Source organism: Actinomadura latina NBRC 106108 (genome assembly GCF_001552195.1).
GTDB classification, from domain to species: Bacteria; Actinomycetota; Actinomycetes; order Streptosporangiales; family Streptosporangiaceae; genus Spirillospora; species Spirillospora latina.
Genome location: NZ_BCQS01000049.1, coordinates 1 through 18,333 on the forward strand (window position 1 = coordinate 1; position 18,333 = coordinate 18,333).

The following is an 18,333-nucleotide window of genomic DNA, read 5'->3' on the forward strand; positions in this document are numbered from 1 at the left end:
AACAGGTTGAGCCCCTCCAACCACCACCGCCGAACTCTCCCGGCCGGCGGCAAGATCGTCCAATCCCGCCGCCAACTCGCCTCTGTCCGCGCCGAACAGCACCGCACGGTGCTCGAAGAGGGAGCGTCGCGACAGGGACAAGCCGACGTCAGTCATGTCCGCATCGGCGCCGTCCTCGGCCAGCCACTCCGCGAGCGCTCCGGCCTGACCCGCCAGCGCCTCCCGCGACCTGCCCGACACCACCCACACGCCCGGCATCTCGGACTTGCCTGCAGCCGCCAACATCTCGAGCTCCCCCGGGACCGGAGCCGTCTCAGTCGGCGCGGCGTCCGCGGTTCCCGAGTCTCCTGGCGGTTCCTCCACAGCGGCCGACTCGGGGGCTTGCTCGATGATGACGTGGGCGTTGGTGCCCGAGACTCCGAACGAGGAGACCCCGGCGCGCCTGGGCCGTGGCACATCCGGCCAGTCGCGGGTCTCGGTCAGCAACTCCACCCGGCCCGCATCCCAGTCCACATGCGAGGACGGGGCATCCACATGCAGCGTCTTGGGCAGCACACCATGGTGCAGCGCCTGCACCATCTTGATCACACCACCCACACCCGCAGCCGCCTGCGTATGACCGACATTGGACTTCAACGACCCCAACCACAACGGCTCACCACCCACTGAACGGTCCCGCCCATAGGTCGCCAGCAAAGCCTGCGCCTCGATCGGATCCCCCAGCACCGTCCCGGTCCCGTGCCCCTCCACCACATCCACATCACCCGCAGTCAGGCCGGCGGCGTCCAGCGCCGCCCGGATCACCCGCTGCTGCGACGGGCCATTCGGCGCCGTCAACCCATTAGAAGCGCCGTCCTGATTGACCGCCGACCCCGCCACCACCGCCAACACCCGACGACCCGCCCGCCGCGCATCCGAAAGCCGCTCCAACACCAGCACACCCACACCCTCACCCCAACCAGTCCCATCCGCCGACTCCGCAAACGCCTTACACCGCCCATCCACCGCCAACCCCCGCTGCCGCGAAAACTCCACAAACGTCTCCGGCGTCGCCATCACCGTCACACCACCAGCAAGCGCCAAATCACACTCCCCACCACGAAGAGCCTGCGCCGCCAAATGCAACGCCACCAACGACGATGAGCACGCCGTATCCACCGACACCGCCGGGCCCTCCAAACCCAGCACATACGACACCCGACCCGACACCACCGACCCCATCACCCCGGTGCCGAAGCCCTCCACGCCGTCAGTCGGTCCCTCGGTGGAGCGGGCATAGTCGTGGCCCATTACTCCGGTGAACACTCCGGTCTGGGAGCCACGCAGCGTCAGCGGGTCGATCCCGGCCCGCTCAATCGCCTCCCACGACACCTCCAACAACAACCGCTGCTGCGGATCCATCGCCACCGCCTCCCGCGGCGACACCCCAAAAAACCCCGCATCAAAACCCGCCACATCATCCAAAAACCCGCCACGACACACATACGACTTGCCCGGCACATCCGGGTCCGGATCGAACACCGACTCCACATCCCAACCCCGATCCGACGGGAACGAACCGATACCCTCACCACCCCCACACACCAGGGCCCACAAACCCTCCGGCGACGTCACACCCCCCGGATAACGGCACCCCATCCCCACCACCACAACAGGATCCGAGCTCTTCGCCATCAGTTCGGCGTTGCGTCGCTGTAGCGCGACGACTTCCTTCGCCGCATGGCGAAGGGCGCCGAGAAGGTCTTCCTTCGAAGCACTCACAGCGAATCCATCTCTGTATCGGGTGCGGGACGTTCGGTGCGGCGGCAGCGGGCTGATCGGGACGGCCGCGGGTCATGCCTCAGCTGCGGGAGCAGCGGCACCTGCCCGGCGCCCGGACGGCCTGTACGCCCTGCCGGACGGCCTGTACGCACTGCGCGCCAGACACATTCATTGCCTATATAACAATGACACCCTCGGCTTGAAAGAATGCGAGCTACGGGTTCTGATCGCGATTTCGGCGTGGGGCACGCTCCAATTTCGGAGACTATCGGCGAGGGCGGCGATTGTCTGCCCTCGCGAACCGACCGGCTCGTTGCACCGGCCGGCTCGTTACGGGTGCGGGCTCGTCCAGGACGCGGAGGCGGGCAGCAGGTCGACGACCTCGGGGGTGAAGAATTCGGATCTGTCGATGACGCCGGCGATCATGGCGAAATACCGGTCGGCCAGACCGGGTGCGCCGGCGATGGCGCGCAGCAGCGCCGCCCGCGATTCGGTGAGCCGCAGTTTCGCCAGGTCCAGGGCCATCTGGTACGGCTCGCTGAGAAGGTCGTAGGTCTCCTTCGCGAAGCCGGCCAGGCGGGTGTCGGTGCCGGAGGCGTCGTCGAGGTCCTGGCCGGCCAGCGCGTCGGAGATGAGCTGGGCCTGGGTGAGGGCGTTGGTGATGCCCCGCGCGGTGATCGAGTCGAGATGGTGCCCGGCGTCGCCGATCAGCGCCCAGCCGGGGCCGTGCGGGCGGCGGAAGAAGTTCTGCTGGTCGCCGGTTCCGCTCAGCCGCTCGACGCGCTCGGCGCCGGCGAGCTGCTCGTGCAGGTCCGGTGCGTTCCGTTCGATGGATTCCAGGTGCGCGGCCGCCGGGTCGCGCCGGATGCGCTGGAAGCGGTCCTGCGGGAAGTACGTGGCGACCATGGTCACGCCGTCGTGGGTGGGGATCCGCGCGATCCAGCTGTCGGGGCGCTCGTGGTAGCCGAACCCGCTGCGGACGCCCTGCCAGCAGCTGTAGTAGACGCAGCTGGCCAGGTCGTCGACTCTGCGGAACGGGGCGTCCACCAGGGACGCGAGGCGCGAGCCGCGGCCGTCTGCGCCGATCACGAGTCTCGCGGGCACGGATTCGAGGCCGCCGGGGGTCTGGATCCGTACGCCGGTGACCCGGTCGTCGCGGCGGACGACCTCGCGGAGGCCGGTCCGGTCGGCGAAGTCGGCGCCGGCGTCGATCGCGGCCCGCACCAGCAGGTCGTCGAGGACGTGGCGGCGCGGCGCGTAGGTGACGGTGGAGTACGGCGTGGACGGGGTGGACGCGGTCAGCCGCAGGCCGGCGACGTCGTAGGAGACCGTGTCGAGCGGCGGGCATCCCGAGGCCGCGACGGCGTCGAGCAGACCCCAGCGGGCCAGCAGGGCCGTGCCCGGCGGGTGGATGTAGAGGGTGGACATGACGTCCGAGGGGAATCCCATGCGGTCGATCAGCAGGACCCTGCGGCCCTGCCGGGCCAGCAGGAGCGCCGCCGAGGCGCCCGCGCAGCGCGCCCCCACGATGACGGCATCGTAGGTTTCCGACGCCATGGCTACTCCTCCCTCATCCGCCGGAGTTTCGGACGAGTGGACGTTGCGGAATTGCGCAGTTCCGGTTCCAGCTGCGCGACCGTCGGGAATTCGAATATGGTCCGCATCGTCACGGTGACACCGATGACGGAGCGGATCCGGCTGATCAGCCAGGTGGCTCGCAGCGAGTGGCCGCCGAATGCGAAGAAGTCGTCGTCGATGCCGATCCGGTCGAGCCCCAGCACCTCGGCGAACAGTCCGGCGAGAACCTCCTCGCCGGGATTGCGGGGCGCCCGGTGATTCCTTCCGGACTCCCGGTCCGGCGCGGCGGCGGCGGTTCTCCCGTTCGCCGGGCCGACGTATTCCAGTCCGTCCTCGACGCGGCGCACCAGGGCGCCGGTCCGGTAGAGGCGGGCGCCCGGTATGTCCGGCAGCGGGGCGGCGACGAAACGCGACGCCGTCTCCGCGGGCCCATCGCCGGGCCCTTCGCCGGGCCCTTCGCCGGGCCCATCGCCGGGCCCGCCGGTGTCCGGGGCGCGGGTGACGTACAGTTCGCCGACCGCGCCGACCGGCACGGGCCGCAGGGCGGGCCCCAGGACGACCGCCGATCCGGCGGCGGCGAGGTCGCCGGCCCAGGGTTCCGCCGGGACGCGCGGCTGCACCGGCATGTCGGCGAACGGCCGGAGGATCCGCGTCCGCTCGTCGGGTTCGAGCAGGTCGAGGGCGCCCAGGCGGGTGCCGGGGGCGTCGGCCACCGTTTCGAAGACCCGCACCATCCGCGCGGCGATGAGCTCCACCGCCGCTCGGTCGAACACGTCGGTGCGGAACTTGAGCGACACCCGCAGCTCCGGGTCCGCGGCCGCGACGACCGCCATCGGGAAGTTGTTGGCGGCGACCGTGCGCAGGCCGGTGATCGTCATGCCGGTCTGCAGGTTCGCCTGGACGAGTCCCGCCTGGTCGACCGGGTAGGAGTCGAAGCTCAGCAGGGTGTCGAACAGCGACCGGACCGCCAGCGCCTCGTAGATCTCCGTCAGGCCGATGTACTGGTGGTCCACCAGCGCCGTCTGCCGGGCCTGCAGGTCGGCGAGGTACTCGGCGAGGGTGAGCCCGGGGGCGCAGCGGGCCCGCACCGGGACGGTGTTGATGAACAGGCCCAGCATCGCGTCCACGTCCGGCAGCTCGGCCGGACGGCCCGACACGGTCGCGCCGAAGATCGCGTCGGTCCGTCCGGTCATCGTGGCCAGCAGCAGCGCCCAGGCGCCCTGCACGACGGTGTTCGGGGTGATGCCGAGGTCGGCGGCCCGGCGGGCGAGCCGGCGCGCGGCGTCCACCGGCAGCGGCACCTCGATCTGCTCGACGTCGTGGACGCCGGCGGTCGGCGGGCTCGCCGCGCCGGCCAGCAGGGTCGGTTCGGTGACACCGTCCAGTTCGGTCCGCCAGACGTCCACCGACTCCTGCCGGTCCCGCGCCGCCAGCCACGCCAGGAAGGTCCGGTAGCTCGGCACTCGCGGCAGTTCGGAGTCGTCGCCGGCGGCGTACACCCACAGCAGGTCCCGCAGCAGGAGCGGCAGCGACCAGCCGTCGAACAGCACGTGGTGCGCGGTCAGGACGAGTTCGTACCGCTCGGGCCCGGTCACGGCCAGCATGAGGCGCAGCATCGGCGGCTCGGCCATGTCGAAGCCGGCGGCGCGGTCGGCCTCCAGCAGCCGCTCGAAGGCGGCGGGACGTTCCGCGTCGTCCAGCGCGGTCAGGTCGACGTCCTGCCAGGGCAGCTCGACGGCCCTGCGGATCACCGACACGGTCGCGCCGCCGGGCGTGGTCACGAACGCGGAGCGAAGGATCGCGTGCCGGTCCAGCAGCGTCCGCCCGGCGTCGCGCAGGCGCGCCGGGTCGACCGCGCCGCGGAGATGGAACACGTACTGCACGTGGTAGACGTCCGAGCCCGCGTCGGCGAGGTCGGCGTGGAACAGCAGGCCCGCCTGCATCGGGGTCACCTGCCACACGTCGGCGAGACCCGGGTGGGCCCGTTCCAGCTCTTCGAGTTCCCGCTGCCGCAGGGGGACGAGCGGGACGTCCGAGGGGGTGAGCCCGCCCGCGTCCGGGTCCCCCACGTGCCGGGCCAGGCCGGTGAGCGCCTCGATCCAGAGTTCGGCGAGCTCCCGCACCGCGTCCCGGGTGATCGCGCCCGCCGGGAAGCCGAAGCTCGCGCGCAGCGCCGGCCCGCCGGGCCCGTCGGTGACGGCGGCTCCGATGTCGACCGTCGCGGAGACGGGCATGTCCGCGTCCAGCGCCGGGGCGATTTCCTCACCGCCCGGCACCGGCCGCCACGCCGCGCCGTTCTCGTGACCGGGCGCCGTGCCGGCGGAGACCCGGCCGAGGTAGTTGAACGCGATCTGCCCGGTCGGGTGCGCGGCGAGCGCCGGGGCGGTCTCCGGGTTCAGGTGGCGCAGCAGCCCGTAGCCGATCCCCTTGCCGGGGATCGCCAGCAGCTGCTCCTTCACCGCCTTGATCGCGCGGCCGGCGGCGGGCCCGCCGCGCATCGCCTCGGCGAGGTCGATGCCGCCGACGTCGAGCCGGACGGGGAACAGGGTGGCGAACCAGCCGACCGTGCGCGACAGTTCGGCGCCGTCGACGGCCGACTCCTCGCGGCCGTGTCCCTCCAGGCGGAGGAGCGTGCTGGGTTCGGGCGCGCCGCGACGGCCGCGCCACACCGCGACGGCCAGCGCCAGCGCGGTCAGCAGGCCGTCGTTGGCGCCGGCGCGGAACCGGGCGGGCAGCGTGGTCAGGACCGCTTCGGTCGCGGCGGCGGGCAGCGCGACCCGCACCCGCTGGACGGTCGACACCACGTCGACGGCGGGATCGAGCGGACGGTCGCCGAGCAGCGGGTCGGGGCCGCGGACCGTGTCCAGCCAGCGCGGCAGTTCGGCGGCGCGGGCCTGCGACACCGCTTCGTCCCGCAGCGCGTGCGACCAGCGCCGCGCGGAGGTGCCCACCGGCGGCAGCGCGGCGGACTTGCCGAGCCGCACCCGCTGCCAGGCGGTGTTGAGGTCGGTCACCAGGATCTGCCAGGACACCGCGTCGACGGCGAGGTGGTGCGCGACGATCGCCAGCCGTCCGCGCCGTCCCGGCCCGTGGTCGAACCACACGCACTGGACCAGCACGCCGGCGGCGGGGTCCAGGCGTCCGGCGGCGGCGTCGAATCCGGCGCGGACGGCCTCCACCGCGGCCGGGTCGCCGGGATCGCCCGCCATCTCGACCCGGTGGATCAGCCCGGCCGCCGCGGTGGTGCCCGGCGGATCGACCTCGATGACGGCGCCCGCATCAGTGGCGGCATCGCTGTCGGTGGCGGTGTCGGTGGCGGGGACCAGCCGTGCACGGAGCATGTCGTGGCGGTCCAGGACGGCGTCCAGTGTCACGGCCAGCCCGATGGGGTCGATGCCGATCGGCGGTTCGAGCAGCATCGCCTGCGTGTAGCGGGAGATGTGCGGGCCGGAGTCGAGCAGGAAACGGGCGATCGGCAGCAGCGGCATGCGTCCGACCCCGCCGCCGTCGAGCTCCTCCAGTACCTCGCGTCCGGCCGCCCGGCCGGCGACGGCGGCGAGGTCGGCGACGCTGCCGTGCGCGAACACGTCCTGCGTGGTGATGCTCAGCCCGGCCGCGCGGGCGCGGGCCACCACCTGGATGGAGCGGATGCTGTCGCCGCCGACGGCGAAGAAGTCGTCGTCGGCGCCGACGCGGTCCACACCGAGGACGTCCGCGTAGATGCCGGCGATCAGGACCTCGGCAGGGGTCCGGGGCGCCCGGTAGCCGGTGCTCTCGAAGACGGGGGCGGGCAGGGCCGCGCGGTCCAGCTTCCCGTTCCGGGTGAGCGGCATCCGGTCCAGGACCACGAACGCCGCGGGGACCATGAACTCCGGCAGCCGGGCGGCCACGTACTGGCGCAGCCCGCGCGGGTCGATCGGGACGGTGTCGAACGCGACGTCGAAGCCCGCGCCCGCGCCCGCCGGGGTGGTGGCGCCCGGGTCCGCCGCCCGCACCGGGACGACGTAGCCGACCAGCCGTTTCACGGTGCCGGTGTCGAGCACGACCACGGTGGCCGCCGACACCATCGGGTGCGCCAGCAGGACCGCCTCGATCTCGGCCGGTTCGATGCGGATGCCCCGCACCTTGACCTGGACGTCGGCGCGCCCGGCGTACTCCAGCTCGCCGGCCCCCGGCGTCCCCGGCCTGGACGGGCGGCGGCGGACGAGGTCCCCGGTCCGGTACATCCGGCCGCCGGGCGCCGCGGCGAACGGGTCGGCGACGAACCGGGACGCGGTCAGGCCGGCCTGTCCGGCATAGCCGCGGCCGACCACGTCACCGGCCACGTAGAGTTCGCCGGTCACACCCGCGGGGCACGGCACCAGTCCCGGTCCGAGGACGTGCATGCGGACGCCGTCCAGCGGGCTTCCGATCGGCACCGGCCCGTCGCGGAGGACCCCGGCGGGGACGTCGAACACCGAGTCGTAGAACGTCTCGGACTGGCCGAAGGAGTTCACGACCCGGACGTCCGGCCACGCCGCGCGCACCCGGTTCACCAGCGACGACGGCAGCGCCTCGCCGGCGAACACCAGCGTCTCCACCCGCACCCGGTCGGCGACCTCGTCCAGCAGCTCCGCGAACACCGACGGGACCGTCGAGATCACGCCGCCCGACCACTTCTCCCGCTCGCCCAGCACCAGCACGTCCCGCGCGACCTCGACGCATCCACCGCTCACGAGCGTCGAGAAGATCTCGAACACCGACACGTCGAAGGCCACCGACGTCCCGGCCAGCACCCGGGAACCCGCACCGATCCCCGCTCGGGCCGCCAGTTCCTCCACCACCGCGGCGACGTTCCGGTGCGAGATCCCGACGCCCTTCGGCTCGCCCGTCGACCCGGACGTGAACATCACGTACGCCAGGTTCTCCGGCCGCGGACCACGCACGACCCCGCCCGCACCCGCGCCGTCGCCGCCCTCGCCCTCGCCCTCGCCGGGATCGACGAACATGCGCCGGACACCGGACGGCAGCAACCGCTCGGTCGAGCCGTCCACCAGCACCACGCGCGGCCGTGCGGCAGTCAGCACCGCATCCAGCCGCGCGCTCGGATACCGCGGGTCGATCGGCAGGTACGCGCCGCCGGACCGCCACACCGCCAGCAACGCCACCACCAGGTCCGCCGACCGCGGCAACGCCACGCCCACCAGCACGTCCGGGCCCACGCCCGCCGCCGCCAGCCGCCGCGCCAGCGCCGACGCCCGCGCGTCCAGGTCCCGGTACGCCAACTCCACGCCGTCGCACTCAACCGCCACCGCACCGGGGCATTCCGCCATCCTGCCCGCCACGAGCGACACCACGGTCGCCGCGTCGCCGGCGGTGACCGCGCTCCGGCCGGACGGCACCAGGGCGTCGCGCTCGTCCGGCAGCAGCACGTCGACCACCGCGACGGGCACCGCCGGGTCGGCCACGACCTGCTCCAGCACCCGCACGAACCGCCGTGCCAGTTCCTCGGCCGTCTCCGGGTCGAACAGGTCGACCGCGTACTCCAGGTGGCCCGCCAGCGTCCGGTCCCCCGACTCCGCGCGCACCTCGTTCATCGTCATCGTCAGATCGAACTTGGCGGTCTCGGTGACCGCGGGCTCCAGCGCCCAGCCGGACTCGGCGCCCGCCGGATGCACCCAGCCGGCGTCCTGCAGCACGAACATGACCTGGAACAGCGGGTGGTACGCCCGCGACCGCTCCGGGTTGAGCAGTTCCACCAGCCGCTCGAACGGGACGTCCTGGTTCTCGTACGCCGCGAGCGCCCTCGCCCGGACCCGGTCCAGCACCGAGCCGAAGGACGGGTTCCCCGCCAGGTCGACGCGCAGCACCCACGTGTTGACGAAGAACCCGATCAGGTCGGCCAGCGCCTCGTCGGTGCGTCCCGCGATCGGCGAGCCGATCACGACGTCGTCGCCCGCGCCCAGCCGGGACAGCAGCACCGCGAACGCCGACTGCAGCACCATCGACGCCGTCATCCCCCGGCCGCCCGCCAGGCTCTCGATCGCGGCCGCCAGGTCCGGCCGCAGCTCGAAATCGACCATCGCGCCGCGCAGGCTCGCCACCGCGGGCCGGGGACGGTCCGCCGGCAGCGCCATCGGCTGCACCACGTCCGCGAGCTCGTCGCGCCAGTACTCCAGCTGCCGCGCGACGAGGCTCGCGGGATCGGACTCGTCGCCCAGCAGGGCCCGCTGCCACAGCGCGTAGTCGGCGTACTGGACGGGCAGCGGGGCCCAGTCCGGCTCGCGCCCGGCGGCGCGGGCGCCGGCCGCCACCGCGATGTCGCGGGCGAACGCGGGCATCGACGCGCCGTCGCCGGCGATGTGGTGCACGATCATCACGAGTAGGTGCGTGCACCCGCCGGCGCCGTCGGCGATCCGCAGCAGCCGGCCGCGGACGGGGATCTCCGCCGCCAGGTCGAAGGGATGCCGGACCACGGCGGTCACCGCGGCGTCGCGGCCGGCCGCGTCCACGTCGACCTGCGGCAGTTCGAAGACCACCCGTTCCGGCGGCAGGACGCGCTGGTGGCCGATGCCCGACGCGTCCTCCAGGAACAGCGTCCGCAGGCTCTCGTGCCGGACGATGACGTCGGTGACCGCGGCCTCCAGCACGGCGCGGTCCACCTCGCCGGACAGCCGGACCGCGAACGGGATGTTGTAGGTGGCGGACGGGCCCTCGAACTTGTGGATGAACCACAGCCGCTGCTGGGCGTAGGAGAGCGGCACCCGCTCGGGGCGCTCCACCGGGACGAGCGGCGGCCGCGTCCGCCCGTCCGACAGCCGGGCGACGAGGCCGGCCACCGTCGGGGAGTCGAAGATCGCGGTGATCGGGAACTCGGCGTCCAGGGTGGCGCGGACGCGGGCCATCAGCCGGGTGGCGAGCAGCGACTGGCCGCCGAGCGCGAAGAAGTCGTCGTCGACGCCGACCCGGTCCACGCCCAGCACTTCCGCGAACAGCCCGGCGAGGGCGTCCTCGCGCGCGGTCCGCGGCGCGCGGTAGGGGCGGTTCGCGGCCTCCGGCGCCGGCAGGGCCCTGCGGTCGAGCTTCCCGTTGGGCGTCAGCGGGAACCGGTCCAGCACCATGGTGACGGCCGGGACCATGAACTCCGGCAGCCGCGCGGCGGCGTGGCGGCGGAGTTCGTCCACGTCGACCGCGGCCGGCGCCCGCTCCGCCGCGCGCGCCGGGACCACGTACGCCACCAGCCTCTTCGCGGCGTCCGCGCCGTGCGCCACCACCGCGGCCCGCCCGACCCGCGGGTGGGCCAGCAGGGCCGCCTCGACCTCGGCCGGTTCGATGCGGATGCCCCGCACCTTGACCTGCTCGTCGGCGCGGCCGGCGTACTCCAGGTCGCCGGTTCCGCCGGCGCCGGACGGCGGGAGCCGCCGCACGAGGTCGCCGGTGCGGTACAGGACGCCGCCGGGCCGCTCACCGAACGGGTCGGCGACGAACCGGGACGCGGTCAGGCCGGGGCGCCGGAGATAGCCGCGGCCCACGACGTCCCCGCCGACGTAGAGCTCACCGGTCACGCCCACCGGGACGGGGCGCAGGCCGGGCCCGAGGACGTACATGCGGACGCCGTCCAGCGGGCTTCCGATCGGCACCGGCCCGTCCGGGTGGACGCCGGCCGGGACCTCGAACACCGAGTCGTAGAACGTCTCGGACTGCCCGAAGGAGTTCACCACCCGGACGTCCGGCCACACCGCGCGCACCCGGTTCACCAGCGACATCGGCAGCGCCTCGCCGGCGAACACCAGCGTCTCCACCCGCACCCGGCCGGCGATCTCGTCCAGCAGCTCCGCGAACACCGACGGGACCGTCGAGATCACGCCGCCCGACCACTCCGCCCGCTCGGCCAGCACCAGCACGTCCCGCACCAGCTCGACGCAGCCGCCGCTGATCAGCGTCGAGAGCAGCTCGAACACCGACACGTCGAAGGCCACCGACGTGCTCGCCAGGACCCGCGAACCCGGGCCGATCCCGGCGCGGGCGGCCAGCTCGCCCGCCGCCGCGACGACGTTGCGCTGCGAGATCCCGACGCCCTTCGGCTCGCCCGTCGAGCCGGACGTGTAGATCACGTACGCCAGGTTCTCCGGCCGGGCGGCGCGCGGGGCGGCGTCCTCGTGCGGCCCGGCCTGGGAGTCCACCCGCAGGCGGGGGACGCCGGCGGGCAGCGTGCCCTCCGTCGTCCCGTCCACGACGACCAGGCGGGGCCGCGCGTCGGCGAGCACCGCGTCCAGCCGCCCGCCCGGGTACCGCGGGTCGATCGGCAGGTGGGCGCCGCCCGCCTGCCACACCGCCAGGACGGCCACCACGAGGTCCATCGTCCGCGGCAGCGCCACGCCCACGAGCACGTCCGGACCCACGCCCGCCGCCGCGAGCCGCCGCGCCAGCGCCGAGACCCGGACATCGAGCTCGCGGTACGTCAGCTCCGCGCCGTCGCACACCACGGCGACGGCACCCGGGGACGCCTCCACCTGCCGCGCCACCAGCGACATGACCGTGGCGCCGGCGGCGTCCGGCGCGTCCCCGGCGCCCGGCGCCTCGGCGGACGGCATCAGCCGGTCCCGCTCGGCCGGCAGCAGCACGTCCACCACGGCGGCCGGCACCGCCGGGTCGGCCACCACCTGCTCCAGCACCCGGACGAACCGCTCGGCGATCTCCTCGGCCGTCTCCCGGTCGAACAGCTCCGCCGAGTACGCCAGGCGTCCCGGCGGCGTCCCGTCTCCGGGTTCCGGGCGGAACTCGTTCATCGTCAGTGTCAGATCACATCCGGCCGGTTCCACGGGGGCGGCGCCGGACGGCACGAACATCACCTGGAACAGCGGGTGGTACGCCGGCGACCGCTCGAAATCCAGCAGTTCCACCAGGCGCTCGAACCGCACATCCGCATTCTCACCGGCCGCGCGCGTCTTCTCCCGAACCCGGTCGAGCACCACGCCGAACGCCGGGCTCCCCGACAGGTCCACCCGCAGCACCCACGGATCGGTCCGGCCGGCCGCCAGCGAGCCGATGACCACATCGTCGCCGGCGCCCAGCCGAGACAGCAGCACCGCGAACGCCGACTGGAAGACCATCGAAACCGTCGCGCCGCGGGCGCCCGCCAGCTCCGCCGCGGCCGCCGCCAGCGCGGGCCGCAGCTCGACGTCCACCGTCCCGCCGTCCGGACCCGCCACCGCCGGCCGCGCCCGGTCGGCCGGGAGCTCCGTCGGCTGCACCACACCCGCCAGCTCACCGCGCCAGTACTCCAGCTGCCGGGCCGGCTCGCTTCGGTCCGCAGGGGGTGGGGTCACGACAACAGCTCCGTTCCTGGTTGGACCGCTTCGTCCGGCGACGGCAGGCCGATGTCCAGCGGCACGGTTCCCGGGGCGGGCCTCGGTGACGCTCCGGAGCCGTCGCCCGCCCGGTCCCGGAAAGGCCGTGGCGGGGCGAGTATCCGCGTCCCGGCGCGGTGAAAGCCAGAGCGGACGGCGCTCCGGCCGCGTGCGGATCCTCCGCACCCGGCCTCCGGCGGGCCCCGCGGCGGCCCCTCCCGGACCCGCTGAGCTGCACGTTTGATTTTGGCGCGGTTTGCCAACTCTTGATGGTTTGAGTAACTTGACCTCCGCCAAGGCGCTCACCAGGCGTTCTTGCCCCACCCGGCATGGCCGGTGGTGGCGGCGCGGTCCATGCGCCGTCCGGCGGCGCGTGAAGACCGCGTTCCGCCCGCGCCCTTCGTCAGGGCCTGACAACACAGCAGCGCCGCTCTCGTATCGCAGCGGCACCGCCGAGTCCGCCTTCGCGCGGAGCCGGGGACCCACCCTCACCGGGGTGAATCGGCCTGCCTCCAGGCCGTAGGGCGACTTCCACGTCCGAACCCGTCAGCTAACCCGGTAGGCGGCATATGGAAGAAGGAGCCCCCCTTTGAAAGGCAAGCACAGCAAACGTTCGGGCCGTCTCGGCCTGAGCCCCCGCGCCAATGGCGCACTGGTCGGTCTCGCCGTGTTCGGTGTGGCCGCCACGAGCGTGCACGCGGTGAAGGCGCCGCAGGAGCCGGGCACGACGGTCGCCGCCGTCCACACCATTCCGAAGCCGCGGAAGGCCGCGCCGGCCGAGTCCGAGCCGGACGAGCGGTCGCAGGTCATCAAACGCGCCAAGGCGTGGAATCCGCACTCCGGGGACCGGGTGCCCTACAGCCAGACCGGCTACCACGAGGGCTACCGGACCGACTGCTCCGGATTCGTCGCCATGACTCTGGGGCTGCCGAAGCCCGGGCCGAACACGGTCGGGCTGACGTCGTCGCGGTTCACCGAGCGCATCAAGATGTCCGAGCTCAAGAAGGGCGACCTCGTCATGGACGCCGAGGGCACCAACACGACCCGGCACGTCGTCATCTTCGAGAAGTGGGCCGACGGCGAGCACACGTCCTACTGGGCGTACGAGCAGCGCGGCCGTTACGGTACCGATTACCGGACGCGCGACTACGGCCTGTCGTCCGGCAGCGAGTACAAGGCCTACCGCCCGGTGAAGCTCAGCGACGCCTGAGGGGCGTCCCGGTCGTTCCCAGCGGAACGGCGGGCCCGGAGAGCGGGGGCGAGTTCCTGCTCTCCGGGCCCGCGATTCCGGGCACTCCGGTCAGGTGTCGCGCATGGCCCGGATGGACTCCTTCAGGGAGCCGACGGTGGCCATGACCGCCGTGGGCTCGTAGCCGCAGTGCGCCATGCAGTTGGCGCAGCGCGGGTCGCGGCCCCGGCCGTAGGACTCCCAGTCGGTCTCGTCGAGGAGTTCCTGGTAGGTCTGCGTGTAGCCATCCGACATCAGGTAGCAGGGACGCTGCCAGCCGAAGAGCGAGTAGGACGGGATCGCCCACGCCGTGCACGGGAAGTCGACCTTGCCCTCCAGGAAGTCCAGGAACAGCGGCGAGTGGTTGAGCCGCCAGCGCTTGCGGTTCCCGCCGGCGAACGCCTTGCTGAACAATTCGCGGGTCTCCTGGACGCCGAGGAAGTGCTCCTGGTCGGGCGCCTTGTCATAGGCGTACCCCGGCGAGATCATCATCTCGTCGACCTTCAGGTCGTCGTTGAGGTAGTTCATGACGTCGATGACGGTCTGCGGCGTGTCCGTGTTGAAGATGGTCGTGTTGGTGGTGACCCGGAAGCCGCGCCGCTGGCACTCCTTGATGGCGGCGACGGCGTCGTCGAAGACGCCCTCCTTGCAGACGGATTCGTCGTGCCGCTCCCGCAGCCCGTCGATGTGCACCGCCCACGCGAAGTACGGCGACGGCGTGAACTTGTCGATATGGCGGGGAATGAGCACCGCGTTCGTGCACAGGAAGACGAACTTCTTGCGCTTCACGAGCTCGTTCACTATCTCGTGGATCTGCGGGTGCATGAGCGGTTCACCGCCCGCGATCGACACCATCGGCGCGCCGCATTCCTCGATGGCGGCGACGGCCTGCTCGACGGGCATGCGCCTTTTCAGCGTGTCGGCCGGGTGCTGGATCTTCCCGCAGCCCGCGCAGGCGAGATTGCACGCGAACAGCGGTTCCAGTTCGGCGATGAGCGGATACTTCTCCCTGCCGCGCATCTTGTTGCGGAGGATATAGGTTCCGATGCGAAGGCTCTGGCGAAGCGGCATGCTCATGGTGTTCGGACCTCCTTTGGCAGGGTGAATTCGGTCGTCTCCACCGCGACCGTGTGCTCCTCGGTCTCGACGGGCCCGAGCCCGCGCAGGACGTCGGCCACCGCGTCCAGCACGGCCGGCGGCGCGGACGCCCCCGCCGTCAGCCCGACGACGCGGGCGCCCTTGAGCCGCCGCAGCGGGACGTCCGCGGGCCCGTCGATGAGAACGGCGGGCGTGCCGTGGCTCTCGGCCACCTCGACGAGGCGGCGGGAGTTGGACGAGTTGGCCGAGCCGACGACGAGCACCAGGTCGCTGTCGCGGGCGACGCCGGCGACGGCCCGCTGCCGGTTGGTGGTGGCGTAGCAGATGTCGTCGGTGTGCGGGCCGACCGCGTCCGGGAACCGGCCGGTGATGGCGGCCGCCACCTCGCCCGCCTCGTCGGCGGCGAGGGTGGTCTGGGTGAGGTAGGCGACGGGACGGTCCGCCGGCAGGGCCGCGACGTCGTCCGGCGTCTCGACCAGGGCGGTCGAGGCGGGCGCCTCGCCGAGGGTGCCCTCGACCTCCTCGTGCCCGGCGTGCCCGATCAGCGCGACCAGGTGCCCCGAGGCGGAGAACCGGCGGGCCTCCGCGTGCACCTTGGACACCAGCGGGCAGGTCGCGTCGACGACCCGCAGCCCGAGGCGGCCGGCCTCGTCCCGGACGGCGGGCGCGACGCCGTGCGCGGAGAACACCGTCACCGAGCCGGGCGGGACCTCGTCCAGCTCGTCCACGAAGACGGCGCCGCGGCGGCTCAGGCCGTCCACGACATGGGTGTTGTGGACGATCTGCTTCCGCACGTAGACGGGCGGGCCGTGCAGGTCGAGCGCGCGTTCCACGATCTCGATGGCGCGCTCCACGCCCGCGCAGAACGAGCGGGGCCCGGCGAGCAGCAGCCGGCGCGGGCCGGCCGCGTCCGCCCACTCGCGCAGCGCCGGGCCGGCGGCCCGCAGCCGGCGCAGCGCGGCCGTCCCGCCGGTGAGCGCGGCGGGTCCGGCCGCCGGCCGGGCGGGGGTGCCGGCGATGGCGCGCACCACCGCGAACGGCCGGTCCCCCGCCGCCGCGGCCAGCGCCGCGGACTCCATGTCGGCGACCATGGCCCCGCCGGCGGCGAGGTCGGCGCGTTCCGCGCCGGTCGCGGCGTGGTCCAGGGTGACGAGCGGCCCGCGGTGGACGGTCGCGCCCGTCGAACGTTCCAGCAGCCCGGCGAGCGGCTCCGCCGAGCGGCAGGGCACGGTCCCGGACGGGCCCCGGACCTCGGTGGCGACGAACAGGTCGCCGGGCCGGAGCCGCTCGTCCAGCGCGCCGCCGCAGCCGGCGACGGCGAGCGCGTCGTGCTCCGGCAGGTCCGCGGCGGCGGCCCCCGCCCTGGCGGGGCCCCTCCCGGTCCGGACGACCCGCAGGCCGTCCTGCGCGAGGGCCCGGGCCTCGGCGCCGAGCGCCGCGCACACGACGAGCCGGCTCATGCGGCACCTGCCAGATAGCGGCCGAGGGCGCTGATCGGGAACACCAGCCGGTAGAGGTGGTAGTTGATGTAGAAGTCGCCGGGGAACCCGGTGCCGGTGAACTGGTCCTCGTCCCAGTTGCCGTCCGGGCGCTGGTTCCGGACGAGCCACCGGACGCCGGCGTCCACGGCGGCGGAGCGCTCACCGGCGGCGAGCAGCGCCAGCAGCGCCCACGCCGTCTGCGACGCGGTGGACTCGCCGCGCCCGATCCACGCGGGGTCGTCATAGGAGCGCAGGTCCTCGCCCCAGCCGCCGTCGCCGTTCTGGTGCTCCTCCAGCCAGGCCACGGCACGGCGGATCGCGGGCTTCTCCGGGCGGACCCCGGCGGCGATCAGCGCGGGCACGACACTGCCGGTCCCGTACACGTGGTTGGCGCCCCAGCGCCCGAACCACGACCCGTCCGCCTCCTGCGCCTTCAGCAGCCACACGACGGCGCGCTTCACCACGGCCGACTCCGCGAGGCCCTCCTTGGAGAGCGCTTCGACGACGTGGGCGGTGACGTCCGCGGACGGCGGGTCGATCACGGCGCCGAAGTCGCAGAACGGCAGCTTGGTGCACAGCTCGCGGGTGTTGTCGGCGTCGAAGGCGGCGTAGCCGCCGTCCCGCGACGCCATCCCGTTCAGCCACCGGACGGCCCGCTCGATGGGCGCCTCGGCCTCCGGCAGCGACACCTTGCGCAGCGCCAGGATCGCCTCGGCGGTGTCGTCGGTGTCGGGGTAGACGTCGTTGTCGAACTCGAACGCCCACCCGCCCGGCGGGGTGCCCGGCCGGCGCACCGACCAGTCGCCGGGCCCCCGGACCTCCTCGTCCACCACCCAGCGCGCCGCCCGCAGGAGCGCCGGGTCGCCGGGGGCGGCCCCGGCGTCGCCGAGCGCGTTCATGGCGAGGACGGTGTCCCAGACCGGCGACTGGCACGCCTCCAGCCGGCGGCCCTTCTCGTCCCGGATCGTGAACCGCTCCAGGCCGTCCAGCCCGCGCTTGATGACCGGGTGGTCGAGGCCGTAGCCGAGCGCGTTCAGCGCCATCAGCGAGTACACCCAGGGCGGCTGGATCCCGCCCCAGCAGCCGTCGGCCTCCTGCCGGGCGATGATCCAGTCGGCGGCGCGGCGCATCGCGGCCCGGCGCAGCGGGCGCACCGGCGCCTTCTCGTACACGTGCAGGACGCGGTCGAGCGCGTTGAACGCCCGTCCCCAGCCCTTCGCGTCGTCCGCCGGGACGACGCCGCTGCGCAGTTCCGCCAGGTCGACCGGCAGCGAGCGGGAGGGACGCAGCGACCCGAGGATCGTCAGCGGGACGATCGTCTGCCGCGCCCAGCACGCCCAGTCGTAGACGTTCAGCGGCACCCGGCTCGGCAGGAACATCAGCTCCGGCGGCATGACCGGCAGGTCGTCCCACGACCAGTGCCCGAACAGCGCCAGCCAGATCCGGGTGAAGACCCGGCTGCCCTCGATGCCGCCCGCGTCCCGCGCGAACTTGGCGGCGGCGAGCATGTGGTCGGCGTCCACCGGATCGCCGGCGAGCCGCAGCGCGATGTACGCCTCGATCGTGGTGGACAGGTCGGCGGGGCCGCCGTGGAAGTTCGCCCACGTCCCGTCGGCGCGCTGCCGCGAGCGGATCCAGCGCGCCGCCTCCCGCGTCTCCGCCTCGGTGCGGATGCCGAGGAACTGGCGGAGCAGCAGGTCCTCGGCGTCCATGGTGACGTTGGTCTCCAGCTCGGCCTTCCACCAGCCTTCGGGCGACTGCAGGCCGAGCAGGTGATCGCGGGCCGCCTCGACGGCCGCGGCCGCCGCGCCGGTGAGCCCCGGAGCTTCCGTCGTGGTCATTCAGCGGTCTCCTTCGC

The 18,333-nt window shown here is 73.4% G+C and carries 7 protein-coding genes and 1 riboswitch; of the genes, 1 reads left to right on the forward strand and 6 read right to left on the reverse strand.

Annotated features, from left to right (window positions below; all coding sequences use genetic code 11):
• The 3 genes from AL2_RS35290 to AL2_RS35300 all read right to left on the reverse strand — a co-directional run.
• On the reverse strand, positions 1-1,761 hold a 1,761-nt coding region (locus AL2_RS35290), incomplete at its 3' end, for a type I polyketide synthase (protein ID WP_281181654.1).
• Positions 1,762-2,091: 330 nt separating this feature from the next.
• Positions 2,092-3,318 (reverse strand): NAD(P)/FAD-dependent oxidoreductase, encoded by a 1,227-nt coding sequence (locus tag AL2_RS35295; RefSeq protein ID WP_067641574.1) that lies wholly within the window; start codon positions 3,316-3,318, stop codon positions 2,092-2,094.
• Between the two features lie 2 nt (positions 3,319-3,320).
• The gene (locus AL2_RS35300; protein WP_157438572.1) at positions 3,321-12,647 is read right to left on the reverse strand and encodes a non-ribosomal peptide synthetase; all 9,327 of its coding nucleotides are present in this window, start codon (positions 12,645-12,647) and stop codon (positions 3,321-3,323) included.
• 461 nt (positions 12,648-13,108) lie between these two features.
• A riboswitch (cyclic di-AMP (ydaO/yuaA leader) is annotated at positions 13,109-13,249 on the forward strand.
• Between the two features lie 8 nt (positions 13,250-13,257).
• On the opposite strand from AL2_RS35300, the gene AL2_RS35305 reads away from it, so the two are divergent.
• Positions 13,258-13,878 (forward strand): NlpC/P60 family protein, encoded by a 621-nt coding sequence (locus tag AL2_RS35305; RefSeq protein ID WP_067641578.1) that lies wholly within the window; start codon positions 13,258-13,260, stop codon positions 13,876-13,878.
• 90 nt (positions 13,879-13,968) lie between these two features.
• Here the strand turns inward: AL2_RS35305 and hpnH are convergent, their stop codons facing one another.
• Genes hpnH through shc form a run of 3 tightly spaced genes read right to left on the reverse strand, consistent with a single transcriptional unit; the run spans position 13,969 to position 18,316 of the window.
• On the reverse strand, positions 13,969-14,973 hold the full coding sequence (gene hpnH, locus AL2_RS35310) for an adenosyl-hopene transferase HpnH (RefSeq protein ID WP_067641580.1): 1,005 nt from the start codon (positions 14,971-14,973) through the stop codon (positions 13,969-13,971).
• Positions 14,970-16,454, reverse strand: a complete 1,485-nt coding sequence (gene ispH, locus AL2_RS35315) for a 4-hydroxy-3-methylbut-2-enyl diphosphate reductase (protein ID WP_067641582.1) — start codon at positions 16,452-16,454, stop codon at positions 14,970-14,972. The genes hpnH and ispH overlap by 4 nt, the downstream gene beginning before the upstream one ends.
• Positions 16,451-18,316, reverse strand: a complete 1,866-nt coding sequence (gene shc / locus AL2_RS35320) for a squalene--hopene cyclase (RefSeq protein ID WP_067641584.1) — start codon at positions 18,314-18,316, stop codon at positions 16,451-16,453. The genes ispH and shc overlap by 4 nt, the downstream gene beginning before the upstream one ends.
• Between the last annotated feature and the right edge of the window lie 17 nt (positions 18,317-18,333).